Source organism: Virgisporangium aurantiacum, from assembly GCF_016863635.1.
GTDB classification, from domain to species: Bacteria; Actinomycetota; Actinomycetes; order Mycobacteriales; family Micromonosporaceae; genus Virgisporangium; species Virgisporangium aurantiacum.
Genome location: NZ_BOPG01000022.1, coordinates 19,303 through 42,625, shown reverse-complemented (window position 1 = coordinate 42,625; position 23,323 = coordinate 19,303). Strand labels below are relative to the sequence as shown.

Here is a 23,323-nt window from a genome sequence, read left to right as displayed (position 1 = left end):
TCGCCGCCGTGACAATCCTCGCCGACGTCGTCGCGTTTCTCGACGACCGGTACCCGCCGGCCTGGGCCGAATCCTGGGACCGGGTGGGCCTGGTGCTCGGTTCTTTCGACGCCGAGGTCGACACGGTGCTGTTCGTGGTCGACTGCGTGCCGGAGACGGTCGAGGAGGCGGTGTCGGTCGGCGCGCAGCTGATCGTCGCGCATCACCCGCTGCTGCTGCGCGGGGTGTCGACGCTCGCACCCACCACGTACAAGGGCCGCATCGTGCACCGGCTGATCCGCGCCGGCATCGGCCTGTTCACCGCCCACACCAACGCCGACGTGGCCGCTCCGGGCGTCTCCGATGCTCTTGCCCTTGCGCTGGGGCTGCGTGACCTTCGGCCGCTGCGTCCTTCTGCTGTCTCTTCCGACATGGGCACCGGCCGCATCGGGACGTTGCCGTCGAAGCTGACGGCGGCGGCGCTCGTCGAGGTCGCGGCCCGCGCGCTGCCGCCGACCGCGTGGGGGGTCAGGGGCTCAGGGGACGCGGACCGCATGATCGAGACGGTCGCGGTCTGCGGCGGTTCCGGTGACCCGTTCCTGGGGGACGCCATGGCGGCCGACGCCTATCTGACGTCGGACCTGCGCCACCACCCGGCCAGTGAGTTCGTCTCGAACGGCGGGCCGGTGCTGCTCGACGCCGCGCACTGGGCCACCGAGCGACCGTGGCTCGATCTTGTCGCCGCCGAGGTTTCCGGTGCCCTGCCGGTGCGTACTGTCGTCTCTGACATCGACACCGACCCGTGGACGATGCATTGCTCTTCTCCCAAGGAGGTCCGGTGAAGGCCGATCCCGAGGCCCAACGGCGGCTGCTCGACCTGCAGGCCCTCGACACGGGGCTGGCCCAGCTCGCCCACAAGCGGCGCACCATGCCCGAGAACGCCGAGGTGGAGCGGCTGGGCAAGGAGGTGCAGGGGCTGGCTGACGAGCGGGCCAGCGCCCAGGTGGCCGTCGACGACCTCGACCGCGACATCGACCGCATCGAGCGCGACGTCGAGCAGGTCCGCACCCGCGCCGACCGCGACAAGGCCCGCCTCGACGCCGGCACCGGCCCGGCCAAGCAGCTCGAGGCGCTGCAACACGAACTCGAGACGCTCGCCCGGCGCCAGCGCGACCTGGAGGACGCCGAACTCGAGCTGATGGAGAAGAAGGAGGAGGCCGAGACCGTTCTCGCCGAGATCGACGGCCGCCTCACGTCGTCGCGCACCACGCTCGGCGAGGTCGAGCGCCGCCGCGAGGAACTGCTCGCCGGCATCACGAGGGACGAGGAGTTCCGCCGGTCCGGCCGGGCGCCGCTAGTCTCCGATCTGCCCGTCGACCTGGTCAAGCTCTACGAGCAGGTCCGCGAGAACACCGGAATGGGCGCCGCGCTGCTGCGGGCCGGTCGCTGCGAGGGCTGCCGCCTGGAGCTGAGCGGCAGCGAGAAGACCCGCATCCGCGCCGCCGCTCCCGACGACGTCGTGCGGTGCGACGACTGCCGCCGCATCCTGGTGCGCACCGCGGAATCGGGGCTGTAGCCCTTGCACGTGATCGTCGAGGCCGACGGCGGGTCCCGGGGCAACCCCGGGCCGGCCGGGTACGGCGCGGTGGTCCTGTCTGTTGCTGATGGCTCGGTTCTGGCGGAGCGGTCCGCGGCGATCGGCACCGCCACCAACAACGTCGCCGAGTACGGCGGGCTGATCGCCGGCCTGGAGGCGGCGCTCGAGCTGGGTGCCACCCGGGTCGACGTGCGGATGGACTCGCAGCTGGTCGTCGAGCAGATGTCCGGCCGCTGGCAGATCAAGAACCCCGGGCTGCGCGCGCTCGCGGCGCGGGCCGCCGATCACGTCAACAAGTTCACGTCGGTGACGTTCCAGTGGATCCCCCGCGAACGCAACAAACGCGCCGACGCGCTGGCGAACCAGGCCATGGACGCGGCGGCTGGCATCGTGCGGGCCGCTCCGGGCGGTCCGGCCGCTGCCGCCGATCGCGAGGCGGAGTTGCCGCGGCCGCCGCTCGCCGGTCCCGAATCTCCTGGACGCCGGGCGGCCCGGAAGGTGGCCGCGGAGGCCGCCGCGCACTCCCGCCCGCGTCCCCCGTCCTCCTGGGAACCTCGGTCGGCGGCGCCGCTACGGCTGATCCTGATCCGCCACGGCGAGACCGCTTTCACCGCCGAACGCCGCTACTCCGGCCGCGGCGACGTCCCCCTGACCGAGCGCGGCCTGGCCCAGGCGTCCGCCGTCGCGGCACGGTTGGCCGGCGTGTCGCTGGCGGCGGTGGTGACCTCCCCGCTGGAACGCTGCGTCCGCACCGCCGAACTGGTGGCCGGTCCCGCCCGCGCCCCGGTGATCGTCGACGCCGACCTGATCGAATGCGACTTCGGCGACTGGGAGGGCCTGACGTTCCGCGAGGTCCGCGAGCGCTGGCCGGCCGAGCTCGAGACCTGGCTGGGATCGACGGCCGTGTCCCCACCCGGCGGCGAATCGCTGACGGCGGTGGCCGAACGGGTATCCTCCGCGATCGCGCGACTGCGCTCCGGTCACGGCACGGGCGTGGTGGCGGTGGTGAGCCACGTGTCCCCACTGAAACTGATCCTGCGCGACGCCCTCGCCGCGGGCGACGAGTTCCTGTTCCGTTGCCACCTCGACCCGGCGGGAATCTCCACAGTGGACATGTGGCCCGATGGGGCGGTGTCGGTGCGGTCGATCAACGAGACGTTCTTCCTGAGTTAGCAGGATGTCAGGACGGAAGTTCGTCGACGTTGACCCGGAAGGCGAACGGTGACTCGACCGCCAGCGTCTCGCCGGCCCCGACGGTGACGTGCTCGACGTAGTGGTCACCGTCGAGGCGCAGCAGCCGCAGCGTCGCCACGCCGGTCTGGCCCGGTTCGACGAGCAGGTACCACTCGATCTTCGCGGCGGCGTAGAGCTGCATCTTCAACAGCCGGTCGTTTCCGGCGTTGCCCGGTGACACGATCTCGCCGACGAGGACGACCTCGGCCGCCTCGATGAACGTTCCCTCGGTGTCGGTGTCGGCCACCACCAGATCGGGGATGACGATCCGATCGGCGCCGAGCCGCACGTTGACCGCCTCGAACGCCAGGAAGCCGGCCGCCTCGGCGGCCCGGTCGAGCGTGTACGCGAGGACCATGGACAGCCGCTGGTGCCGCTTGCTCGGCGCGGGGCTCACGACCAGACTCCCGTCGAAGAGTTCGATCCGGTTGGGCGTCTCGCCGAGCGCGAAATACTCGGCCTCGGTCCACGGCCCCGGGTGCGGATCCAGCACGGCGACACTCATCGGCGGTTCACCTCCTCGACCATGCTCCCACAGCCGGCCACGGCCGGCGCTGTCCCACGGAATGGGCGACGGACGAGTTGGCCTGTACGCCGGGTTCTGTACCCGCCGAAGCGGGCTGGCGACCATCCATCTCGGCCTGCCGTTGCCGACAGGCTCTAGCGGCCTACCCGCAGGCTCGGGCGGGCAGCCCTCGAACGCCTGCGCAGACCTTCCCGTGGGTCGGTCCTCTTGGCCTTGCTCCGGGTGGGGTTTACCGAGCCACCCCGGTCACCCGGGGTGCTGGTGGGCTCTTACCCCACCGTTTCACCCTTACCGGCCCCCAAGGGAGCCGGCGGTCTGTTCTCTGTGGCACTTTCCCGCGGGTCGCCCCGGGTTGCCGTTGACAACCACCCTGCCCTGTGGAGCCCGGACGTTCCTCGGCGGCATCCTCACGGGTGCCGACGCGGTCGCCCAGCCAACTCGTCCATCGCAGCGCCATTATAGAGACGACAACGACCGCCGCACGTGGGCCCGCGCGTGATGGATCCGGCTCTTCACCGTGCCGACCGGCACGCCCACCTGCACGGCGATCTCGTCGTAGTCGAGTTGGCAGATGTCCCGCAGCACCAATGGTGTCACCAGCTCGGGGCGGTGGGCCTCCAGCCGCTCCAGGGCGTCGAGCAGGTCGAGCCGGGAACCGGCGATGACGCTGGTCGTCCGCGGGTCCACGATATCGACCGGAACGGACGACGCGGAACGCTCCAGGGAGCGACGCTTCAGCGAACGATAGGTCTGCCGGGCGCAGTTCGCGACCACCACGTGCAGCCACGTCGTGAAGCGCGACCGGCCCTCGAACCTGCCGATCGTGCGTGCCACCTGCAGCAACGCGTCCTGGCACGCCTCCTCGGCGTCCTCCCGGCACGGTAACAGGCGCTGGCAGTGTCGCAGCACCGTCGGGCGTACCCGGCCCAACAGGTCGTCGAGGGCCGCCTTGTCGCCGGCCGCCGCTCGACGGGCCAGGTCTTCCACCAGATCGTCAGCCCCCATAATGCCTAAGCATGCCGGTCCCCAGTGTCATCGGTCGATACCGCATCCGCGAGCGCCTCGGCTCGGGTGCGTTCGCCACCGTGTGGCTCGCCGACGATGATGCGCTCGACTCGCTCGTCGCCGTCAAGGTGCTCGCGGAGAACTGGTCGGATCATGCCGACGTGCGCAGCCGGTTCACGCAGGAGGCGCAGGTCATGCGGCGCGCCGATTCCGACCGGCTGGTGCGGGTCTTCGACGTCGGCGAACTGCCCGACGGGCGGCCGTACTTCGTGATGACGTACGCGTCCGGCGGGACGCTCGCCGAGAAGCTGAGGAACGGCCGGCTCCCGACCGGGGACGCGGTGCGCATCGCGGTCGAGATTGCCCGCGGGGTCGCGACCCTGCACGCGGCGGGCGTCATCCACCGGGACCTGAAGCCGTCGAACATCCTGTTGGACGAGGACGGCGGCACCCTCATCGCCGATCTCGGCCTGGCCAAGGCGATCGCGCACGCGTCCGGGTTCACGGTGGTGGCCGGGTCGCCCGGTTACATGGCGCCGGAACAGGCGGTGCCGGGCGGTGGCATCGACGTGCGGGCCGACGTCTACGCGATCGGCGCGCTGCTGTACCACATGCTCACCGGCGCGCCGCCGGCGAAGGCCGGCGTCCGCACGTCGGTGCGGCCCGCGGTCGACGCGGTCGTCGCGAAGGCGCTCAAACCCCGTCCCGCCGACCGGTTTCCGTCCGCCGACGCATTTGCGACCTCACTCGCGTCCACAATGGACAGTAAGCCGCGTGGGCGCCGCATCCTTCGCGCGGCGGCCGTGCTGGCGATGGCCGCGGCCGCCGCGCTGGTTCCGGCCGCGGCCGCGGCCGGCCCCGACGCCGGCCTCACCCGCGTGGCCGACGCGTCGGGCCGGGTGTCGGTCGCGGTCCCGGCCGCCTGGGCAAAGGAATTCCGGGACGCGGGCTGGGAGCCCGCCGTTCTGCGCCTACCGCCGGGACAGCAGCCGGCGGTGCTCGTGGGGCCGGATCTGTCCACATGGGACGATCCGGCCAGCCGCACGCCGGGCCTGTTCGCCGGCCTGCTGCCGGCAACGGGGACGGCGCCCGCGCTGCCGGACCACCGGGGGTGTGTCCAACAGCCCGAGCGCCGATCGGGCGAGGCCCGTGTCTTCCGGTGGACGCGCTGCGCCGGCGGTGACGTGTCCTACAGCGAGGTGCTGCTGCCGGGCGTCTACGTCCAGATCAAGCAGATCGGTGCCGTCGACCGCACCGACCGGCTGCTGAGCCGGCTGCGAATCCGTTAGGACGGGCGGGTTGCGCTCACCGGGCGGGTGACGATCTCGCCGTGCGCGCAGACCACGCCGAACTCCTCGGCGATCCGGATCGAACCGGAAGCACCGGGCGGGGTGACGAGCGCGGCGGTCGCCCGCGGACCGCACAGCGGCTGCGTGTCGGCCTCGTCGGCGTTCGGACGGAACGTCCAGACGATGAGCGCCCAGGCGCTGTCGCCCCGGTTGAGCGTCACCGTCTCGACGGCGCCGTCGGACCGCGTCACCTTGGTCTCGCGCGGTTCGTTGTTCGCGAGCAGTTGGAGGGTGATGTAGCCGGCCAGCGTGCAGCGGTTGCCGGTGTTGGTCAGCTTCACCCGGGCCTGGTAGCTCGACCCGGCCTGGCCCGGCGGTGCGTACTGCTCGATGTCGCCGGTGAGCTGGTTGGTCTGGCACTTGGCCGGTGTGTTGGCGCCGACGTTCGTCGGGGTGCCGGTGGGCGTCGTGCTCGCTTCGGTGGGGGCGCTTTCGGTGGGCGGCGTGCCTTCGGTGGACGCCGAGGGGGAGCCCGCCGGTGCGGCCGTCCCGTCCTGGTGCCTGGGCTTGTCGGTGCAGCCGGTCGCCACCATCAGGGTCAGTGCGGCGGCGACCGCCAGTGCTGTAACGCGCATCGGATTGTCCTTCCGGGTCATCTCATCATCGGGTTCGATGTCGATGGGTGTGATGCACCCGGCCGCGACCCGGTTCACGGCGACGTCTGTCGCGTGGCCGACTAATCTCGGCGGGCAATGGAACCCACCGAAGTCGCCCTGCTCATCGTCGCCGGCATCGGAGCCGGCATCGTCAACGGCTTCGCCGGCGGCGGCTCCCTGATCACGTTCCCGGCGCTGATCGCCACTGGCCTGTCCCCGGTGAGCGCGAACGTCACCAACTCGCTGTCGGTGGTGCCCGGTTACGCGGCGAGCGTCTACGGCACCCGCAAGGACCTGGCCGAGCTGGTGGGCGACCGGCGCAGCGCGGTGTGGGAGCTGATCCCGGTGGTGATCGCGGGCGCCGGCACCGGGTGCGCGCTGCTGCTGCTCGCCCCCGCCCGCGCGTTCGACTTCGTGGTGCCGTTCCTGGTGTTGGGCGCCGCCGTGATCCTGGCCTTCCAGGACCGCCTGCGCGCGGTGGTCGGCCACCCCCAGGACCTGTCGCCGAAACGCCGCCGGATCGCCCTGCACGCGATGGCCGGTGCCGTGAGCGTCTACGGCGGCTACTTCGGTGCGGCGATGGGCGTGATGATGGTGGCCGGGCTGGGCCTGGTCATCGCGTCGACGATGGCCCGGATCAGCGCGCTGAAGAACGTCATCTCCACGACGGTCGGCCTCACCACGGTGGTGGTGTTCGCGCTGTTCGGCCCCGTGGACTGGCTGGCGGTGGCGATCGTCGCCCCGTCGACGATCGCGGGCGGGTACAGCGGCGCCCGGTTGGCGCGGCGGTTGCGGAGTGACGTGCTGCGCTGGATCATCGTCTGCTTCGCGGTGGTGGTGGGCGTGGTGCTGTTGGTGCGCGCGTTCTGAGGTTCCGTCGGAGCGCCGGCGATGGATACCACGCCGCAACGGTGTTCGCGTGCCGGATGGTGCGAACACCGTCGCGGGGATTGCTTTGAATCTATGTCACGAGTCGCGGAGGCGTTCCGCCAGGAAATCCCAGATTGCCTGGCCCGCCCGCGCGCCCAATCCGCGCATGACCCCGGTGCTGAAGTCTCGCGCGGCTTCCGCTCCTCGTGCTTGTCCGCTCGCGTCGGCGGCGTGAATCGCGTTGTCGAATCTCGCCCGCCGATCCTCTTGCTGGTGGCGGCTCGTGGCCTCCGGGCTCCTGTTATCTGACACGTTTCCTGTCGAGCTCTCCTCACTGAAACGTCCCTGTTCGGGGCGGTTCGTTGATAACTCGGACAATTTCCCTCCAGGTGAAGGGAGGGGCTCTCTGAATGGAGCCCGACGTTTTTAGTTGGACTCCGCGACGGAGTCCGACTGTGCTCGCCCCAGGAGATCCGCGGACAGTTCTCTGTCGAATCCCGTGACGTAGGCCTTGATGGCGTCGCGAATGAGGCTGGACCGCGTGACGTGTCGGTATCCAAGACCTCGCGCGTAGGCCTCGACCCGATCGAGTTGCCCGACCAGATCGTGATCGAGCCGGATGCGCATGGACTCGCCGAATTCCTTGCCGGAGCTGTCGTCGGTCGCGAGCCGGTCGTCGCTCGATCTCCCGAGCTTGCCCTCCCGATTCAGCAGCTCGATCAGCGGAGCGAGATACGCGGCGACGGCGTCTCGGATCATCCTGGATCGTGTGTAGCCTCTGAGACCCAGGCCGCTGGCGTGGTCCTCAAGCCGCTGAAGCCAATCTCGCTGGTCTGCTTCGAGCCGGACCTGAACAGCGCGATCCTTCGTCGCGGTGCCAGAACCGCCGAGGCGGGACGACGTGGCGATGAGCGCGATGACGAGAACGCCCGCGATGCTGATCATCTGGTCGAACGGGAAATGGACTGTCGTCCACCGTCTCACGTCATCACCCCCCGCCTGAGGGATTGGACTCTGTCGCTTCGACATGAGCTGGGTCTCCTTTGATATTTCGTGCCTCCGTGGTGGTTCGGAGCCGAATGTACCACAGTGGTACATCGCCGGTCGGCGGACCTCGGCGGCAGGGCTTGTCACCTATATGAACGTCCATTAACGTCTCGTCACGTCTGCGTGAGACCTTCAAGGGACGGTGACGTCGATGGCCCCAGCCGAGGCCGGAACACCCAAGTACCTCCACGTGCTCAACACGCTGCGGCAGCGCATCGCCGACGGCGTCTACCGGCCGGGTGCGGCGTTGCCCTCGGAGAACCAGCTCGCCGGCGAGTTCGACGTGTCCCGGGCGACCGTGCTCAAGTCGTTGCAGGCGTTGAAGCTGGACGGCTGGATCGAGTCCCAGCAGGGTAAGGCGAACTTCGTCCGGGGTCGGCCGCCCGCGCGACGGACGGTGCCGGCGTACGTGCGGGCGGCGCTCGACGCCGACGAGTCGAGGGCGGTGGAGCTGCTGTCGGTGGTGGCGGTGCTGGCCGAGTCGCGAATCGCCGAGATGCTGAACGTCGTGGCGGGGACGCCGGTCTACCGGCGGAGCCGGCGCACGGTGGGCGCGGACGGCCCGGTCGACCTGGTGACGCTCTACGTGCCGGTGGACGTGGCGGCGGGCACGAAAGCGGGCCGGCCGGAACCGATCCGGGGGAGTCTGCTCGCGTATCTGGCCGCGCGAAAAGGCATCCGGGGCGACTACGCGGTCGAGTGGACGACCGCCCGCCGACCCTCGCCCGAGGAAGCCGACCTGCTCGACATGGACAAGGAGGACCCGGTTCTCGCGGTCACCGTCGCCGCGTACACCGCGGCCGGCGAGCCGGTGCTCGCCTCGGTGCTGGTGCTGCGGCAGGAGATCGAGGACACGTACCCGCTCGCACCGGCATGCCGGCAATGACCGGCGTCATGCCACCCGGAGCTCGGTGCCGTCGACGGCTACCACGTCACCGCGGGTGAGGGTCCGGCCGCGGCGGGACTCGGCCTCGCCGTTGACCGTCACGGCGCCGTCCTCCAGCAGGAGTTTGACGTCGGAGCCCACCTCCACCACATCGGCCAGCTTGAGGAACTGGCCGAGGCGGATCGTGTCGGTGGTGATGGGGACTTCGCGCATCAGAAGGCTTCCAGCGGGGTCGTCCGGCTCAGGCCGTCGTGGGTGGGGATCATCGGGGACGGGCTCAGCGCCACCGTGTCGGCCCCGTTGTGGACCAGCAGCCCGGTTTCGCCGGTCTCCAGCCACAACCCGTCCACGACCCAACCGGCAACGGCGTCCATCGGCAACGGGCCGCCGGCCACCAGGTCGACGTCGTTGAAGTACGGGCCTTCGGAGACGTCTATCGCGGTGACCGGCAGGTCGACGATCGCCGCCAGCTCGGCGGGGGCCGCCGGCCGCCACTCGTACCCGCGGGGTTCGGCCACGTCGACGGTGTTCCAGGTGATGGACAGGTCGTCCCACTTCTGCCAGGCCAGTTCGAGCTGCTCGCCGCCCTCGAAGGCCAGCACCACCGGGGCGCCCGGAACCATGCGGTCACCGGTCCAACCGGTCCAGCCGGCCGTGACCCGCTGGCCGACCAGCGCCCGCAGGCGGTCGCGTTGCCGGTACAGCTGATCGGCCGCGGGCATGAAGTCGAGCACGTCGACACTCTACGGGGGCACCGGTGAGGATGATGGGTCGGATGTGGGCCTTCGGATCGGCCGCCGGGATCGCCCGGCGGATCGCCGCCCGGGAGTTGTCGTCGCGGGAGGTCGTCGCCGCCTGCCTGGAGCGGATAGCGGAGACCGCCGGAGAGACCGGCGCGGGGAGCGGCATTGCGCTGAATGCGATCGTCGCGCTGCGGGCGGACGCGGCGCTGGCGGAGGCGGAGGACGCCGACCGCGCGGCGGCCCGCGGGGAGATCAGGGGACCGCTGCACGGCGTCCCGTTCACGGTGAAGGACTGGATCGACGTGGCGGGCCTGCCCTGTGCGGGTGGGCGGGCCGACCGGCGGGCCCGGATGCCGGCCCGGGACGCGACGGCGGTGGCCCGGATGCGGGCGGCCGGCGGCATCGTGCTCGGCAAGACCAGCATCGGGCCCGACAACGAGGCGTACGGCCGCACCAACAACCCCTACGATCCGCGGTTCAGCCCGGCCGGCAGCAGCAGCGGCGAGGCGGCCCTCGTCGGCGCGGGCGGCTCGCCGCTCGGGCTGGGCAGCGACTCCGGCGGCAGCATCCGGCAACCGGCGCACTGCTGCGGGGTCGCCGGGCTCAAGCCGACCACCGGGCGGGTGCCGCTCACCGGGCACTTCCCGTTCATCTGCGCGCTGACCGATCCCCGCACGGTGATCGGTCCGCTGGCCCGCCACGTCGAGGATCTCGCGCTCGTGCTGCGGGTGATCGCCGGACCCGACGGGGCCGACCCGAGCGCGGTACCCGTGCCGCTGGCCGACCCCGACGCGGCCGGGCTGAGCGGGATGCGCGTGGCGGTCTACGTCGACCATCCCGGTACGACGCCCGATCCGTCCGTGGTCACCGCGACCCACGACGCCGCGCGGGCGCTCGAAGCGGCCGGGCTCGTCGTCGAACGGGCGACACCGCCCGGCCTCGACGAGGTGTACCCGATCACGCGGGACTACTGGCGGCGGCCCGAGTCGGACTCGGCCGACGAGTGGGTCGCCGACCGAAAGCCGAGCGAGCTGACCGCGATCGACGTGCAGCGGTCGCTGTTCGAGTGGGACCGGTTCCGCCGCCGGATGCTGCCGTTCCTGCACGAGTACCCGCTGGTGGTCTCGCCCGCCGCGGAGAAACCGGCGGTGCCGCACGGCGCCGACGCCGGCCGCATCCCGTACACGCTCACCTGGAGCCTGCTCGGCAACCCGGCGGTGGTGGTGCGGGCCGGCACGACTCCGGACGGCCTGCCGGTGGGCGTGCAGATCGCCGCCGCGCCGTGGCGGGAGGACCTGGCACTGGCGGCAGCGTCCATTGTGGAGCGTGCGTCGGGAGGCTGGCGGCCACCGAATACATAGACATACGATGATGCCGGCCGGGCTCTTCGGAGGAGGTTCCATGAACCGCAGAACTGTTTTCCTCGCGGTGGCCGGCCTGATCGCCGCGCTGCAGGTCGCGATCCCCACGGCGGCACAGGCGGCGGCCCCGTTGCCCGACCCGAAGGTGCATCCGGTACAGGTGACCGGGCCGCCGGCCGAGCGGCTCAACCTCATCATTCTCGGTGACGGGTACCAGGCCGACCAGCAGAGCATCTTCCTCGCCGACGTCGACCGGAACCTGGCGGTCATGTGGGCGACCGAGCCGTTCCGGACCTACCGCAACTACATCAACGTCTACGCGGTCGAGATCGCATCGATCGACTACGGCGTGCGGTGCGACCCCGACGGGCGGGTGCGCAACCCCGACGGCACGATCCGCGACACCGGCGTGCGCGAGGGTCCGATCGACGGCAAGCGCACCGCGCTGCGCATGATCTTCCAGAACGGGTGTGCCGACCCGTTGGCGCGCGGCACCGTCTACGGCGGAGCGCCGCTGAACTGCGCGGCCGATACCGCCTACTACCCGCCGGGCGTGAACCCGTGCGAGACCGGCAACCAGGCGCACAACCGCATCCTCGACAACTACGTGATGCCGGTGCTCGGCATTCCGCGCACGTCACAGAACGTGCAGACGCTCGCCATCTTCAACACGTTCACGTACGGCGGCATCGGCGGCACGAGCGCGACGACCTCCGGCGGCTCGCCGCAGGGTCCGCTGATCTCGCTGCACGAACTGGGCCACTCGCTCGGGACGCTGCTCGACGAGTACCCGTACTCGTCGCGCGACGTCGTACGGCCCTGCTACACCGGCGCCGAGCCGACGAGCTTCCACCACACGATCTACACCAGCACCGGGCAGATGGTCGCCGACCAGCACAAGTGGTGGCGCTGGGTGGGCGAGGAGAGCCTGTCCGGCGGAACCGTCGGCCTGCACGAGGGCGGCGGCATGTTCCCGTGCGGCCAGCGCCGGCCGAGCGAGCACTCGATGATGCGGTGGATCGGCTTCGACCTCGACCAGATCGGCCGCGAGCACATGGTCGCCCGGATCACCGGCATGCGGAACGCCGGGCAGATGGCGATCCGGCACACGCCGCTGGGCACCGTGCCGTCCGACGGCGTGCTCTGGGTCGAGACCGGGCACCCGCGCTACCACGAACTCCAGGTGACCTGGCGGGCGAACGGCGCGGTGCTGCCCACGAACAACAGCCGGAGCCTGGAGACGCGCGGCCTCGCGCCCGGCACCGTCGTGAGCGTCGAGGTGCGCGACCCCGTCGGGCCGGCCGGCACCGACTGGGTGCGTAACCCGTCGACGGGCAACTCACCCACCGACTCCGGCTACAACGGCCCCCGGTTCACGCAGACCCGCCAGTGGACGCTCGGCGCGCCCGGCGTGGTCGCGTCGCCGCCCGCCGCGCAGATCACCAACTCGACGATGACGAGCCAACCGGTGGCCGGCGACGAGGTCGTCTTCGTCGAGACGAACCACCCGACCAACCGGGTGCTCAGCGTCGCCTGGTCGCTCGACGGGCAGCCCGTACCGAACCCGGACAACAGTCGCCGGGTGGATCTGGGTGCTCTGCGCCCGTCCAATGGGGTTCATAAACTGGCCGTGGCCGTGACCGACCCCGCGGACCCCAGCCAGACCGCCACCCGGGAATGGACCGTCGACAACGCGGCGCCGACCGCGCCGCGGCGGCTGTCGACGCCGCTGACGACGCTGGCCGGCGGGGTGGAGCACCCGGTGTACTTCGACGGCTGGGACATGTGGCTCGACCCGCGCGACAACCAGGCCGGCCGGTACGTGGTCGGCCAGTTGCGGCTCGACCGCGACGGCTGGTTCAACTACTTCGGCTTCCCCGAGCAGCCGATGCCCGCCTCGCCGTTCCAGTTCCGCCACTCCGGCACGAGCGTGAAGGCGCTCACGTACGGCAACCTCGGCACCGGCGGGCTGTCGCGGGCGACGTTCGAACAGACCCTGCCGGACGACCACCCGAGCGGCCGGTTCGTCCCCGGTTTCGGGACGCACACGGTGGAGCACCGCGCCATCGACGCGGCCGGGAACGTCGGGCCGGCGGACTCGTACCGGGCCACCGTGCTGCCCGGCTCCTCGCCCGCCTGCACGCGGACGCTGACCGGGCGGCAGTCCTCCGTCAACGCCGCGTCGGGCGTGACGTGCCTGACGAACGCCCAGGTCACCGGGCAGGTGACGGTGCGGGCGGGCGCCTCGCTGGTGGTCCGCAACTCGACGGTGAGCGGCACGCTGGTGTCGACGAACGCCCAGGCGGTGCAGCTCTTCGGGTCGACGGTGGGCGGTGCGGTGGTGCTCACCGGCACCCGCCGCGACATCACCCTGGCCGGCAACCGCTTCTCCGGCACGGTGATGCTGGCGAACAACACCCAGGTGACGGCGAACGAGCGCTACTCGCGGCTGGCCGGGGCGTACGGGCCGGTGGTGGTCGGCAACCAGATCACGGGCGCGCTGAGCTGCTCCGGCAACAGCGCACCGGTGCGCGACTTCGGCGCCCCCAACACGGTTCGCGGCGCCCGCGCCGGCTGCTAGGCCGTCCGGATCTTGGACTCCCCACGGGCCCATGGCACCGCAGGGAGTCCAAGATCCGGGGTTAGGCTGGGGGCGTGAAGTTCAGCGGCGAACTGCAGGCCACGGGCGGCAACACCACCGGGTTCCAGATCCCCGACGCGTTTGTCGAGGAACTCGGTGGCGGCGGCCGCCCCAAGGTCGTGGTGACGGTCAACGGCTACACGTTCCGCAGCTCCATCGCCAAGATGGGCGGGGAGTACTGGCTGGGCGTCAGCGCCGAGCGGCGCGCGGCCGCCGGGGTCACGGCCGGCGACCTGCTCGACCTGGAGATCGAGCTCGACACCGCCCCGCGTGAGATCGAGGTGCCCGCCGACCTGGCCGCGGCCCTCGACGCCGACCCGGGCGCGAAGGAGTTCTGGGGCGGCATGTCGTACAGCAACCAGCGCTGGCACGCCGAGCAGATAACCGGCGCCAAGAAGGCGGAGACGCGCGCCGCCCGCGTGGCGAAGTCGATCGCGATGCTCCGCGAGGGCCGGGCCCGCTGAGCCTGGATAGCATGGCCTCCGTGGGGCGGCCGGTGATCTTTGATCTGTACAACACGTTGATCGACGGGGCCGACGGGCGGCGCGACCGGGTGGTCGGGGAGATGGCCACGATTCTCGGGATCGCGCCGGCGGATCTCGTCGCCGCCTACCGCGAGTCCTGGGACGACCGGCTGGTGCGGTGGAGCGTCGAGGAGACGGTGCAGATCATCGCCGGGCGGCTCGGCGTCACGCCCACCGACGAGCAGGTGAGCCGCGCGGCGGCGTTGCGCCGGGGCCTGGCCGACCGGCTGCTCGGGCTGGTGCCGGCGAGCATCCTGGCGGCGCTCGACGGCCTGCGGGCGCGCGGGCACCGGCTGGCGCTGGTCAGCAACGCCACCTCGGAGACGGCGGAGTCCTGGCCGCACAGCCCGCTCGCCGGCCGGTTCGACATCGCGATCTTCTCCAGCGCGGTCGGGTTGGCCAAGCCGGATCCGGCGATCTACGAACTCGCGGCCGGGCGGCTGGGCGTCGCGCCGGCGGAGTGCGTGTTCGTGGGCGACGGGTCCGACGACGAACTCGCCGGCGCGGCGGCGGCCGGCATGACGGTGTTCCGCACGGTGGAGTTCCGGGACACGCTGCCCACCTGGCCGGGGCCGGTGATCGACTCGCTCGCGGAGCTGCCCGAGTTGCTGGGGGAACCCAGCCCCGCGCCGACCCCGTAGGATCGCCCGGGTGGAAACCGCGGTGGAGGTCCTCAACCGGGTCTGGGGGTACGCCGGCTTCCGGGGCGAGCAGGCCGAGATCATCGACCATGTCAGCAACGGTGGCGACGCGCTCGTCCTGATGCCGACCGGCGGCGGCAAGTCGCTGTGCTATCAGATCCCGGCGCTCGTGCGTCCCGGCGTGGCCGTCGTGATCTCACCCTTGATCGCGCTGATGCAGGATCAGGTGGACGCGCTGCGCACGCTCGGCGTGCGCGCCGGCTTCCTCAACTCCACGCAGGATCCCGACGAGCGGCGCCTGGTCGAGTACGCGTTCCGCAACGGCGAGATCGACCTGCTGTACGTGGCACCCGAACGGGTGAGCACGCGGGCCACCCAGGACCTGTTCGACGGCGCTAAGATCTCGCTGTTCGCGATCGACGAGGCGCACTGCGTGTCGCAGTGGGGGCACGACTTCCGGCCCGACTACCTGCAGCTGTCGATGCTGCACGAGCGGTGGCCCGACGTCCCGCGGATCGCGCTCACCGCGACCGCCACGATGGCGACCCGCACCGAGATCGCCACCCGCCTCAACCTCGGCGACGCGCGGCACTTCACCGCGAGCTTCGACCGCCCCAACATCCAGTACCGCATCGTGGCGAAGAACAGCCCGCAGCGGCAGCTGCTCGACCTGTTGAAGACCGAGCACCGGGGCGACGCGGGGATCGTCTACTGCCTGTCCCGCGCGTCGGTGGAGAAGACCGCGGAGTTCCTGAAGGAGAACGGGATTCCGGCGCTGCCGTACCACGCCGGGCTCGACGCGTTCACCCGGGCCACGAACCAGTCGCGGTTCCTGCGCGAGGAGGGGCTGGTGATGGTCGCGACGATCGCGTTCGGCATGGGCATCGACAAGCCCGACGTGCGGTTCGTCGCGCACCTCGACCTGCCGAAGTCGGTGGAGGGCTACTACCAGGAGACCGGCCGGGCCGGTCGCGACGGGCTGCCGTCGACGGCGTGGCTGGCCTACGGGCTGCAGGACGTCGTGCAGCAGCGGCGGCTCATCGACACCTCGGAGGGCGACTTCGCCCACCGGCGCAACATGTCGGCGCACCTCGACGCGATGCTGGCGCTGTGCGAGACGGTCGAGTGCCGGCGCGGGCAGATCCTCGCGTACTTCGGCGAGCAGCCCGACGGGAAGTGCGGCAACTGCGACACGTGCCTGCAGCCGCCGGAGGCGTGGGACGGCACCGTCGCCGCGCAGAAACTGCTGTCCACCGTGCTGCGCCTGCAGCGCGAGCGGGGCCAGAAGTTCGGCGCCGGCCAGTCGATCGACATCCTGCTCGGCAAGAAGACCGACAAGGTCACCCAGTTCCGGCACGACCAGCTGAAGGTGTTCGGCATCGGCGCCGACCTGCGCGAGGCGGAGTGGCGCGGCGTCGTGCGGCAACTGCTGGCGCAGGGGCTGCTCGCCGTCGAGGGCGATTACGGGACGCTGGTGCTCACCGACCGCAGCGCGTCGGTGCTCCGCGGCGACGCGACCGTGATGATGCGCCGCGAGTCCGAGCGCGCCGCGGCGAAGGCTTCCCGGTCGAAGAGCGCCGCGCCGGTGGTCGACCTGCCCGCCGAGGCCGTGCCGCTGTTCGAGAAGCTGCGGGCGTGGCGCACCGGCGTGGCCCGGGAGCTGGGCATGCCGCCGTACATCGTCTTCAGCGACGCCACGCTGCGCGCGATCGCCGCGCTGAACCCGACGACGTTGCCGGAGTTGGCCACGGTGAGCGGCGTGGGCCAGAACAAGCTGGCCAGGTTCGGCCAGCAGGTCCTGGACACGCTCACTGCACCGGGATGAACACCCGCATCACCGACGGGCCGCGGTTGGCCCACAGGTGGTACGGCACGGCGGTGAGGGTCACCTCGCGGCCACCGGCCGCCGGCTGCTCACCCAGCGTCGCCCAGCCCCGGCCGGCCCAGGGGGAGTCGTCGCGGGCGACGCCGGTCGCGGTGATCACGACGGTCCCGTCGCGCGTCTCCTCGTTCAGCGGACGGTCGACGAGCAGTTCGACGTGGTTGAGGTCGACGCCGGGCTCCTGGTCGGGGCTCTCCAGGCAGTAGACGATCGGGCCGCGTTCGATCGCCACCGTGCCGCGCAGCGCGTCGGCGGCCGGGTGCGGCACGGTCAGCCGGGCCGGCATCGGCAGGGTGAGCGTGACGGTGTCGCCGACCCGCCAGTAGTGGCTGATCTCCAGGTAACCCTTGCGGCGCACGGCGTCGGCCGGCTCGCCGTTCACGGTGACGGTGGGGTCGGCGCACCAGTCGGGCACGCGCAGCGCGAGCGTCCACTGTGGACTTTCGAGGTCGGTCACCGTCAGCTCGACCGTGCCGTCCGCCGGATACGTCGTGCGCATCTCCAGCGTCGCCGGACCGGCGGAGACGGTGGCCGGGAGGTACTGGTGGATCTGCACGCCGTCGCCGGTGTGCGTGGCCACGTACCCGCCGAGCGACGCCACCGTGCGCATGATGTTCGGCGGGCAGCAGGCGCACTTGAACCAGGCCGGCCGGGTGCCGGGGGCGTCGGCGCGGGTCGGCCGCTCGTCGGCGGGCGCGGCCGGACGCTCCGACCGGCGCTGGGCCGGGTTGTTGTAGAAGAACCCGAGCCGGTCGACCGACGTGCTCGCCGCGAACAGGTTGTACAGCGAGCGCTCGATCGAGTCGGCGTACCGGCTCTCGCCGGTGGCCAGCAGCAGCCGCCACGAGAACATGATGTTGCCGATCGTCGCGCACGTCTCGCCGTACACGAGGTCGGGCGGAAGTTCGTACTCGTCGCCGAACGCCTCGCCCTCGAAGCGGGAGCCGACCGCGCCGTTGAGGTACATCTTGGTGGCGTGCATCGACTCCCACTGGCGCACGGCGGAGTCGAGCAGGGCCCGCTCGCCGGTCTCCAGGTACACGTCGACCACGCCGCACAGCAGGTACAGCGCGCGCACCGCGTGCCCCACGACGGTGGTCTCGTCGCGCACCGGCGTGGAGTCCTGGAAGTACGCGGAGCCGAAGTGGTGCGGCTCCAGCACGCCGTGGCCGCGCACGTCGATCAGTTGCTGCGCCAGCGTCAGGTACGAGCGGTCATCGGTGACGCGGTACAGCTCGACGAGCGCCATCTCGATCTCGGGGTGGCCGTCGGTGTCGGGACGCCGGTGCTCGCCGAAGTCGCGCACCACGCAGTCGGCGGCCCGGCGCGCGATCGCGAACAGTTCGCCGCCGCCGGTGGACCGGTGGTCGGCGACGCCGGCCTGGATGAGGTGCCCGATGCAGTACAGCTCGTGGCCGTTGGTCAGGTCGTCCCAGCGTTTCTCGTGGCCGCCCTGCACGTAGGAGTTGATGTAGCCGTCGCTCTGCTGCGCGCGTCCGATAACGGCCGTAAGCTCCGCGACGGCCGCGACCACCGCCTCCGACGAACCCCGGGCGAGGTCCCACGACAGCGCCTCCAGCGTCTTGTAGAGGTCGGAGTCGCTGAACCAGAAGCCGCGGTGGGCGGCACCGCTTCCGATGCCGCGCAGGTTCTCGACCGAGCCGTCGCGTTCGAGCCAGCGCAACGCGTGCGGGGTGGTGGCCTCGCGGTTGTCGCGCTGCCATTGCGCCCACCAGCCGTCGGTGATGACGACGTCGAGGGGCCGCACCGCGGTGTGGTCGGTCGATCGGGGAACTACGGGTGCCATATTTCTCCTTCTACCCGCGCATTGCGCCGGCGACCAGCCCGCTGACGTAGAACCGTTGCAGCGCGACGTACAGCACGAGGCACGGGATCATCGCGACCACCACGCCGGCCTGCAGCGCGCCGTAGTCGATCGCGCCGTACGCGCCGGAGCGGATGTTCACCAGCATGATCGGCAGCGTGTACTTGCCGCCGTCGTTGAGGAAGATCAGCGGGGCGAGGAACTCGTTCCACGACGTGAGGAACGCGAACAGCGCGACCGTGACCACCCCGGGCACCACGATGCGCAGCGAGACGTGCCGCATGGCGCCGAAGTCGGAGCAGCCGTCGACCAGCGCCGCCTCCTCCAGCTCGCGCGGCACCGACTCGAAGCTGTTGCGCATCATGAACACCCCGAAGGGCAGCTGGAACATGATGAGTACCAGCGACAGCCCGATGAGGCTGTTCTGCAGGCCGAGTTCACCGAGCACGATGTACAGCGGCAGCAGGATCGTGGCGTAGGGGACCATGAGGATCGCCAGCGTCACGCCGAACAGCGCGCCGCGGCCGCGGAACCGGTACCGGGCGAACCCGTACCCGCCGAGCACGCAGACGAGCACCGTGCCGATGATCGTCAGCACCGACAGCACGATGCTGTTGAACAGGTACGTGCCCAGCCCCTCGCCGTACGAGGTGAGGCCGCTGTAGTTCTCCAGCGACAGCGACTGCGGGAACCACGTCGGCGGTACCCGGCTCGCCTCCTCGGGTGACTTCACCGAGTTGAGGAACGCCCACACGAGCGGGAACAGGAACGCGACCGCGAGGGCACCGCTGACGGCGTGGAACGCCGTTGTCTTCACCGCACGCATCGGCGTCACTCGTCCTTCTCGCGCAGCAGCCGCAGCTGCACCCCGTTGATGACGACCAGCGCGATCAGCAGCACCACCGCGAGCGCCGCCGCGTGGCCGAGTTCGAACGACTGGAACGCCGTGTTGTACAACGCCAGCACCATCGTGATCGTGCTGTTGTCGGGCCCGCCCCGGGTGAGCACCAGGAACTGGTCGAACGCCAGCAGCGACCCGGTGACCGACAGCACGAACAGCAGCGCCAGCGTGGGCCGCAGGCTCGGCAGCGTGATGTACCGCAGCCGCTGCCAGGTCGACGCGCCGTCGACCTTGGCCGCCTCGTACAGCTCGCCCGGGATCGCCTGCAGGCCGACGAGCAGCACCACGACCTGGAACCCGATGAACTTCCACACCACGAGCATGATCGTGGTGAACAGGGCCATGTTCGGGGTGTCGATGAACCCGACCGGCTCGTCGACGAGGTGCAGCGCCAGCAGGATCCGGTTGAACACGCCGAGCTGGTCGTTGATGTCGACGAACCACATCAGCGCGGCGGCCGCGGTGCCGACCACGTACGGCAGGAAGTACGCCGTCCGGTAGAAGCGGACGCCGCGGCGGGGACTGTTCGAGATGGCCACGAGCACGAACGCGACCGCGAACAGGACGACCGTGGTGATCGCGGTGTAGAGGAGCGTGAACCAGATCGCGCCGATGAACTGGTCGTCGTCGCCGATGCGGGTGTAGTTGTCGAGCCCGGTGAACGTCGGCGAACCGAGCAGCGGCCAGTCGCTCACCGACATGTAGAGCAGGATCAGCAGCGGCACCACGAACAGCACGAGCACGATGACCGCCGTCGGCGCCACGAACAGCATCCCGACGAACGGTCGGCGTCCGGAGCTCTTTCTTCTCCTCGGAGTTTCCGGGGTGCCCCCGTCCGAGCCGCTGGTGACAGCGGCCCGGACAGGAGCGTCGGTGGCGCGGGCCATCAGTTAGCAGCGTCCAGAGCTGCCTGGATCTTCTGCTGGCCTTCCTTGATGGCCTTGTCCATGTCGTTCGTGTAGAGCGCGCCGCGGACGGCGGCGAGCCACGGGCCGTTGGGGTTGTTGAAGAGGTCACCGAACGGCAGCGCGAACGGGGTGAACCCGTTCTTCAGACCGTCGGCGATCAGCTTGGTGCGCGGGTCGCCGGCCGTGTACTTGTTGCCGGACAGGTCGGTGCGGCCGGGCAGGTCGCCGTTCTTGGTGATGATCTCGACCTGCGCGTTCTCCTCCAGCGTCCACTTGAGGAAGTCCCACGCCTGGGTGGGCTTCTTGCTCGTGGCGCTGATGCCGGCGACGTCGCCGCCGATGAACGTCGACGTCTTGCCGCCGCCCGGTGCGGGCAGGGCCGCGACGCCCCACTCGAACGCCTTCTGCTTCAACAGGTCGCTGACGATCGGCGAGCCGAGCGGCAGGATGCCGATCTTGCCGGCGACGAACTGCGCCGCCCACGTGGACCCGTCCTCGGTCTTGGTCGCCGTCGGCACGAGGTTCTCGTCGATCATCGTCTTGTAGAGGGTGAAGATCTTGCGGTAGGTGTCGTTGTCGAAGTCGAACTTGGTGCCGTCCTCGTTCAGCGTCGGCTTGCCGTCGGCCCACGCGTACGGGAACCCGGTGTAGACCCAGCAGCCGCCGCAGTTGCCGGCGAGGTAGAAGCCCTTGACGTCGCCGCCGAGGGTGTTGATCTTCCGGGCGTGCGCGAGGATCTCGTCGAAGTTGGTGGCCGGCTTCTCCGGGTCGAGCCCGGCCTTCCGGTAGAGATCCTTGTTGTAGAACATCACCGACGAGTCGAGCTTGTGCGGCACCGCGTACGTCTTGCCCTTGTACGAGGCGACGTCGAGGTGCGACTTCGCCAGCGCGCCCGCGAACGGCAGCGCCTTGATGTCGGCGGAGATGTCCTTGAACAGGCCCTGCTTGGTGTAGTTCGGGGTGTAGACGACGTCGGAGGCGAGGATGTCGGGCAGGCTCTTCGAGCCGGCGGCCGCACCGACCTTGGGCAGGTACTGGTCGGTGGGGATGATCGTCAGCTTGACCTTGTTCTTGTGGGTGGCGTTGTAGCCGTCGACGAGCCGCTGGCTGAACTGGTCGGTGGCGGCCCGAACCCACATCGTGATTTCGGATCCGTCGTCGGGGGTGCTGCTTCCGCCCTCGTCGTCGTCACCACAGGCGGCGATACCGGTGGTGACCAACAGGGTGGCGGCGATGGTGCTCAGGACGCGGTAGCGGGTGGATCGCATTGGTCCTCTCCTAGGTATTTCCTCAGGGGCTTCAGAACCCTCGCGCGAGCCGGTGGTAGGCCTGGCTCCAACGCAGTTCGTCGGCGAACCGGCGGGTGGTGGTGCCGGCGTCGATGACGACCAGTTCGGTGCCGGTCATCTCGGCGAGGTCGTGCAGTTCCTCGGTGGTCACCGCGCGGGAGAGCGTGGTGTGGTGCGGTCCGCCCGCCATCAGCCAGGTCTCGGCCGCGGTGGGCAGGTCGGGCTCCGGCCGCCAGACGGCGCGGGCCACCGGCAGCTTCGGCAGGGGATGGGCCGGCGGAACGACCTCGATCTCGTTGGCCACCAACCGGAAGCGGTCGCCGAGGTCGACCAGCCCGACGACGATCGCCGGGCCGGGTTCGGCGTCGAACACCAGCCGCACCGGGTCCTCCCGGCCGCCGATGCTCAACGGGTGGATCTCGCACGACGGCGTGCCGGCCGCGATGCTCGGGCAGACCTCGAGCATGTGCGCGCCGAGCGTGCGTTCCCGGCCCGGGGTGAGGTCGTAGGTGTAGTCCTCCATGAACGACGTGCCGCCCGGCTTCCCGGCCGACATCGCCTTGAGCGTGTGGACGAGGACCGAGGTCTTCCAGTCGCCCTCGCCGCCGAAGCCGAAGCCGTCGGCCATCAGTCGCTGCACGGCCAGGCCCGGCAACTGCCGGAGCCCGCCGAGGTCTTCGAAATTCGTGGTGAACGCCTTGAAGCCGCCGGTGGTCAGGAACTCGCGCAGCCCCAGTTCGATGCGGGCCGCGTAGCGCAGCGAGTCGCGCCGGTCGCCGTCCTTCTGGAGCGTTGCGACGACGTCGTACAGGTCGTCGTATTCGGCGACAAGTTTCTCCACCGCCGCGTCGCTGACGGCGTCGACGGCGGCCACCAGATCGTTGACGCCGTAGGTGTTGACCGACACGCCGAACCGCAGCTGCGCCTCGACCTTGTCGCCCTCGGTGACGCCGACGTCGCGCATGTTGTCGCCGAACCGGGCCAGCCGCAGCGAGCGCATCGCGGCGTAGCCGGTGGCGGCCCGGGCCCACGCGCCGATCCGCGTTCCGACCCGCGGGTCGGAGACGTGGCCGGCGACGGTCTTGCGGGCGACGCCGATGCGCGTCTGCATGTAGCCGAACTCGCGGTCGCCGTGCGCCGCCTGGTTCAGGTTCATGAAGTCCATGTCGATCTCGGCCCACGGCAGCTCGACGTTGGCCTGCGTGTGCAGGTGCAGCAACGGTTCGCGCAGCGCGTCGAGCCCGGCGATCCACATCTTCGCCGGCGAGAACGTGTGCATCCACGCGATCACGCCGACCACCGCGGCGTCGGCGTTGGCCTCGCGGCACACCCGCAGGATGTCGGCGGAGCTGGTGAGGACCGGCTTCCACACCACCCGCACGGGGATGTCGGCGCACTCGTCGAGCCGGGCCACGATCTCGCGGGACTGGTCGGCGACCTGCTCCAGGGTCTGCGGACCGTACAGGCCCTGGCTTCCGGTGAGGAACCACACCTCGGCGGTCGCGTCCTGAAGACTCATA

Annotated in this window: 22 protein-coding genes and 1 other RNA gene; 11 read left to right on the top strand and 12 right to left on the bottom strand. The window is 70.6% G+C overall.

Features of this window, described 5'->3' with window-relative positions:
* Nucleotides 1-8: 8 nt before the first annotated feature.
* The 3 genes from Vau01_RS16410 to Vau01_RS16400 are packed head-to-tail and all read left to right on the top strand — an operon-like array spanning nucleotide 9 to nucleotide 2,749.
* The gene (locus tag Vau01_RS16410) at nucleotides 9-821 is read left to right on the top strand and encodes a Nif3-like dinuclear metal center hexameric protein (protein ID WP_203993111.1); all 813 of its coding nucleotides are present in this window, start codon (nucleotides 9-11) and stop codon (nucleotides 819-821) included.
* Nucleotides 818-1,555, top strand: a complete 738-nt coding sequence (locus Vau01_RS16405; protein ID WP_203993101.1) for a zinc ribbon domain-containing protein — start codon at nucleotides 818-820, stop codon at nucleotides 1,553-1,555. Before Vau01_RS16410 ends, Vau01_RS16405 begins: the two co-directional genes overlap by 4 nt.
* A gap of 9 nt (nucleotides 1,556-1,564) precedes the next feature.
* Nucleotides 1,565-2,749, top strand: a complete 1,185-nt coding sequence (locus Vau01_RS16400; RefSeq protein WP_203993099.1) for a bifunctional RNase H/acid phosphatase — start codon at nucleotides 1,565-1,567, stop codon at nucleotides 2,747-2,749.
* Between the two features lie 7 nt (nucleotides 2,750-2,756).
* On the opposite strand, the gene Vau01_RS16395 is transcribed toward Vau01_RS16400, so the two are convergent.
* The 3 genes from Vau01_RS16395 to Vau01_RS16385 all read right to left on the bottom strand — a co-directional run bounded on the left by Vau01_RS16395 (nucleotide 2,757) and on the right by Vau01_RS16385 (nucleotide 4,340).
* Nucleotides 2,757-3,314, bottom strand: coding sequence for a Uma2 family endonuclease (locus Vau01_RS16395; protein WP_203993098.1), 558 nt, complete (start codon nucleotides 3,312-3,314; stop codon nucleotides 2,757-2,759).
* Between the two features lie 69 nt (nucleotides 3,315-3,383).
* An RNA gene (rnpB, locus tag Vau01_RS16390) (RNase P RNA component class A) lies at nucleotides 3,384-3,776 on the bottom strand.
* 15 nt (nucleotides 3,777-3,791) lie between these two features.
* A complete protein-coding gene (locus Vau01_RS16385; protein WP_203993096.1) occupies nucleotides 3,792-4,340 on the bottom strand; it encodes an RNA polymerase sigma factor in 549 nt (182 codons plus the stop codon).
* 11 nt (nucleotides 4,341-4,351) lie between these two features.
* On the opposite strand from Vau01_RS16385, the gene Vau01_RS16380 reads away from it, so the two are divergent.
* Nucleotides 4,352-5,629, top strand: a complete 1,278-nt coding sequence (locus tag Vau01_RS16380; RefSeq protein ID WP_203993094.1) for a serine/threonine-protein kinase — start codon at nucleotides 4,352-4,354, stop codon at nucleotides 5,627-5,629.
* Here the strand turns inward: Vau01_RS16380 and Vau01_RS16375 are convergent.
* Entirely contained in the window at nucleotides 5,626-6,264 is a 639-nt protein-coding gene (locus Vau01_RS16375) for a DUF4232 domain-containing protein (protein WP_203993092.1), read from the bottom strand. The two genes, Vau01_RS16380 and Vau01_RS16375, sit on opposite strands and share 4 nt — an antisense overlap.
* A 117-nt stretch (nucleotides 6,265-6,381) precedes the next feature.
* Between Vau01_RS16375 and Vau01_RS16370 the strand changes: the two genes are divergently transcribed.
* A complete protein-coding gene (locus Vau01_RS16370; RefSeq protein WP_203993090.1) occupies nucleotides 6,382-7,155 on the top strand; it encodes a sulfite exporter TauE/SafE family protein in 774 nt (257 codons plus the stop codon).
* Nucleotides 7,156-7,581: 426 nt separating this feature from the next.
* On the opposite strand, the gene Vau01_RS16365 is transcribed toward Vau01_RS16370, so the two are convergent.
* Nucleotides 7,582-8,139, bottom strand: coding sequence for a hypothetical protein (locus tag Vau01_RS16365; protein ID WP_203993088.1), 558 nt, complete (start codon nucleotides 8,137-8,139; stop codon nucleotides 7,582-7,584).
* A gap of 214 nt (nucleotides 8,140-8,353) precedes the next feature.
* Between Vau01_RS16365 and Vau01_RS16360 the strand changes: the two genes are divergently transcribed.
* Nucleotides 8,354-9,088, top strand: coding sequence for a GntR family transcriptional regulator (locus Vau01_RS16360; RefSeq protein ID WP_203993087.1), 735 nt, complete (start codon nucleotides 8,354-8,356; stop codon nucleotides 9,086-9,088).
* A gap of 6 nt (nucleotides 9,089-9,094) precedes the next feature.
* On the opposite strand, the gene Vau01_RS16355 is transcribed toward Vau01_RS16360, so the two are convergent.
* Nucleotides 9,095-9,301: an RNA-binding S4 domain-containing protein gene (locus tag Vau01_RS16355; RefSeq protein WP_203993084.1), complete on the bottom strand. Its 207-nt coding sequence runs from the start codon at nucleotides 9,299-9,301 to the stop codon at nucleotides 9,095-9,097.
* Complete coding sequence (locus tag Vau01_RS16350; protein WP_203993082.1) at nucleotides 9,301-9,822, bottom strand: hypothetical protein; 522 nt, start codon at nucleotides 9,820-9,822, stop codon at nucleotides 9,301-9,303. The genes Vau01_RS16355 and Vau01_RS16350 overlap by 1 nt, the downstream gene beginning before the upstream one ends.
* 41 nt (nucleotides 9,823-9,863) lie before the next feature.
* Between Vau01_RS16350 and Vau01_RS16345 the strand changes: the two genes are divergently transcribed.
* The 5 genes from Vau01_RS16345 to recQ all read left to right on the top strand — a co-directional run bounded on the left by Vau01_RS16345 (nucleotide 9,864) and on the right by recQ (nucleotide 16,823).
* Nucleotides 9,864-11,192 (top strand): amidase, encoded by a 1,329-nt coding sequence (locus Vau01_RS16345; RefSeq protein WP_203993079.1) that lies wholly within the window; start codon nucleotides 9,864-9,866, stop codon nucleotides 11,190-11,192.
* 40 nt (nucleotides 11,193-11,232) lie between these two features.
* Entirely contained in the window at nucleotides 11,233-13,773 is a 2,541-nt protein-coding gene (locus Vau01_RS16340; RefSeq protein WP_203993076.1) for a M64 family metallopeptidase, read from the top strand.
* Between the two features lie 74 nt (nucleotides 13,774-13,847).
* Nucleotides 13,848-14,297, top strand: a complete 450-nt coding sequence (locus tag Vau01_RS16335; RefSeq protein ID WP_203993074.1) for a YdeI/OmpD-associated family protein — start codon at nucleotides 13,848-13,850, stop codon at nucleotides 14,295-14,297.
* An 11-nt stretch (nucleotides 14,298-14,308) separates the two neighbouring features.
* A complete protein-coding gene (locus Vau01_RS16330; RefSeq protein ID WP_239151629.1) occupies nucleotides 14,309-14,998 on the top strand; it encodes an HAD family hydrolase in 690 nt (229 codons plus the stop codon).
* 10 nt (nucleotides 14,999-15,008) lie between these two features.
* Nucleotides 15,009-16,823: a DNA helicase RecQ gene (gene recQ / locus Vau01_RS16325; RefSeq protein WP_239151628.1), complete on the top strand. Its 1,815-nt coding sequence runs from the start codon at nucleotides 15,009-15,011 to the stop codon at nucleotides 16,821-16,823.
* Here recQ and Vau01_RS16320 read toward each other — a convergent pair.
* From Vau01_RS16320 to araA, 5 genes are all read right to left on the bottom strand, one after another.
* The gene (locus tag Vau01_RS16320; protein WP_203993071.1) at nucleotides 16,807-18,687 is read right to left on the bottom strand and encodes a glycoside hydrolase family 127 protein; all 1,881 of its coding nucleotides are present in this window, start codon (nucleotides 18,685-18,687) and stop codon (nucleotides 16,807-16,809) included. The genes recQ and Vau01_RS16320 overlap by 17 nt on opposite strands.
* A gap of 10 nt (nucleotides 18,688-18,697) precedes the next feature.
* Complete coding sequence (locus tag Vau01_RS16315) at nucleotides 18,698-19,531, bottom strand: carbohydrate ABC transporter permease (protein ID WP_203993457.1); 834 nt, start codon at nucleotides 19,529-19,531, stop codon at nucleotides 18,698-18,700.
* 5 nt (nucleotides 19,532-19,536) lie between these two features.
* Nucleotides 19,537-20,379 carry a carbohydrate ABC transporter permease gene (locus Vau01_RS16310; RefSeq protein ID WP_203993068.1) on the bottom strand — a complete coding sequence of 281 codons (843 nt, stop codon included), beginning with the start codon at nucleotides 20,377-20,379 and terminating at the stop codon, nucleotides 19,537-19,539.
* Nucleotides 20,380-20,492: 113 nt separating this feature from the next.
* Nucleotides 20,493-21,782 carry an ABC transporter substrate-binding protein gene (locus Vau01_RS16305; protein WP_203993065.1) on the bottom strand — a complete coding sequence of 430 codons (1,290 nt, stop codon included), beginning with the start codon at nucleotides 21,780-21,782 and terminating at the stop codon, nucleotides 20,493-20,495.
* 31 nt (nucleotides 21,783-21,813) lie between these two features.
* Nucleotides 21,814-23,322, bottom strand: a complete 1,509-nt coding sequence (gene araA, locus Vau01_RS16300) for an L-arabinose isomerase (protein WP_203993062.1) — start codon at nucleotides 23,320-23,322, stop codon at nucleotides 21,814-21,816.
* Between the last annotated feature and the right edge of the window lies 1 nt (nucleotide 23,323).

Coding starts and splice junctions, on each gene's coding strand:
- araA (WP_203993062.1), bottom strand. CDS start 23,322: ATGAGTCTTCAGGACGCGACCGCCGAGGTGTGGTTCCTCACCGGAAGC.
- Vau01_RS16360 (WP_203993087.1), top strand. CDS start 8,354: ATGGCCCCAGCCGAGGCCGGAACACCCAAGTACCTCCACGTGCTCAAC.
- Vau01_RS16310 (WP_203993068.1), bottom strand. CDS start 20,379: ATGCTGTTCGTGGCGCCGACGGCGGTCATCGTGCTCGTGCTGTTCGTG.
- Vau01_RS16380 (WP_203993094.1), top strand. CDS start 4,352: ATGCCGGTCCCCAGTGTCATCGGTCGATACCGCATCCGCGAGCGCCTC.
- Vau01_RS16345 (WP_203993079.1), top strand. CDS start 9,864: ATGTGGGCCTTCGGATCGGCCGCCGGGATCGCCCGGCGGATCGCCGCC.
- Vau01_RS16370 (WP_203993090.1), top strand. CDS start 6,382: ATGGAACCCACCGAAGTCGCCCTGCTCATCGTCGCCGGCATCGGAGCC.
- Vau01_RS16330 (WP_239151629.1), top strand. CDS start 14,309: ATGGCCTCCGTGGGGCGGCCGGTGATCTTTGATCTGTACAACACGTTG.
- Vau01_RS16305 (WP_203993065.1), bottom strand. CDS start 21,782: ATGCGATCCACCCGCTACCGCGTCCTGAGCACCATCGCCGCCACCCTG.
- Vau01_RS16395 (WP_203993098.1), bottom strand. CDS start 3,314: ATGAGTGTCGCCGTGCTGGATCCGCACCCGGGGCCGTGGACCGAGGCC.
- Vau01_RS16375 (WP_203993092.1), bottom strand. CDS start 6,264: ATGCGCGTTACAGCACTGGCGGTCGCCGCCGCACTGACCCTGATGGTG.
- Vau01_RS16340 (WP_203993076.1), top strand. CDS start 11,233: ATGAACCGCAGAACTGTTTTCCTCGCGGTGGCCGGCCTGATCGCCGCG.
- Vau01_RS16355 (WP_203993084.1), bottom strand. CDS start 9,301: ATGCGCGAAGTCCCCATCACCACCGACACGATCCGCCTCGGCCAGTTC.
- Vau01_RS16315 (WP_203993457.1), bottom strand. CDS start 19,531: ATGCGTGCGGTGAAGACAACGGCGTTCCACGCCGTCAGCGGTGCCCTC.
- Vau01_RS16320 (WP_203993071.1), bottom strand. CDS start 18,687: ATGGCACCCGTAGTTCCCCGATCGACCGACCACACCGCGGTGCGGCCC.
- Vau01_RS16385 (WP_203993096.1), bottom strand. CDS start 4,340: ATGGGGGCTGACGATCTGGTGGAAGACCTGGCCCGTCGAGCGGCGGCC.